Source organism: Pseudoalteromonas sp. MMG012, from assembly GCF_018100875.1.
Taxonomy (GTDB): domain Bacteria; phylum Pseudomonadota; class Gammaproteobacteria; order Enterobacterales; family Alteromonadaceae; genus Pseudoalteromonas; species Pseudoalteromonas aurantia.
In genome coordinates, this window is record NZ_JAGJEF010000207.1 from 1 (window position 1) to 868 (window position 868).

The 868-nt window shown below is 40.1% G+C and carries 1 protein-coding gene and 1 pseudogene; both read left to right on the forward strand.

The features are described 5' to 3' along the window. The first annotated feature begins 45 nt into the window (after positions 1 to 45). Positions 46 to 372, forward strand: a complete 327-nt coding sequence (locus tag J8L97_RS23050) for a hypothetical protein (RefSeq protein WP_211053055.1) — start codon at positions 46 to 48, stop codon at positions 370 to 372. 4 nt (positions 373 to 376) lie between these two features. Continuing rightward, positions 377 to 868 (forward strand): annotated as a pseudogene (locus J8L97_RS23055) (hypothetical protein); the annotation flags it as partial.

The window sequence follows — 868 nt, forward strand, 5'->3', positions numbered from 1 at the left end:
CGAGTGCGTTGACAGCTTTATGACCGACAGCGTAAAGGAGGCTGTATGACTAATAACAGCGACAGAAACAGCAAATATGTTTCAGCCCAAGTACAGCGCGTGTTGAAAGCTGTAGAACTGATGGCTGGCCATGAAGTCGAGGGCGTGGAATCAGGCAAACTGGCCGCTGAACTTGAATGTTTACCTTCTGACATGACCCGTTTGCTCTTTAACTTAGAACATGCAGGTTGGGCTGAGCGTTTAAGCACAAACCAAAACCGTTGGCGCTTGCATAAAAAGCCTGTGCAAATCAGCAACACCGTTGCACATACGTTTACGACGGCACTGAGTGCATTGCAAATTGAGCGTAATAACTATGGGTTAATAAGGTGATGTTATGAGTGATTTAAGCGTAACAGACATGATTGATTTGAAAGTGCAGCAACAGTCTGAAATGGCCGATATGCAAGACGTGTTATTAGCCATTGGGCAGCTTCAAGCTTTTAGTCAAATACGAAAATATACGACCGTCGGAGAAATTCTCACATACAAAAAAATTAAAAATTCCAAAAAATACAAAGGGATACCATACATTGGTCAAGATGGGGAATCTCTAATCGTCAGAGATTTGAAAGATCTATGCAAAGCGTTTTTTGGTCTTTCATATTCATCTATGGAAGAGAAATTAGGGAATCTAGAAGCATTTGGTGAAGAGTTCTTAGAGGCATCTAATCGTATTGGTATTAGTGTTCAAACTTTAAGGAGTTTGAAAGAACTACCAAAAGATGAACAAGCTTTTATTATTGAGTCTCAAGCTGTTGAAAGTGGTGATAAAGAGGCTATTCAAGAGTTGATTGATGACCTCAAATCCAAACACAAAAAAGACAAA

Coding starts and splice junctions, on each gene's coding strand:
- J8L97_RS23050 (WP_211053055.1), top strand. CDS start 46: ATGACTAATAACAGCGACAGAAACAGCAAATATGTTTCAGCCCAAGTA.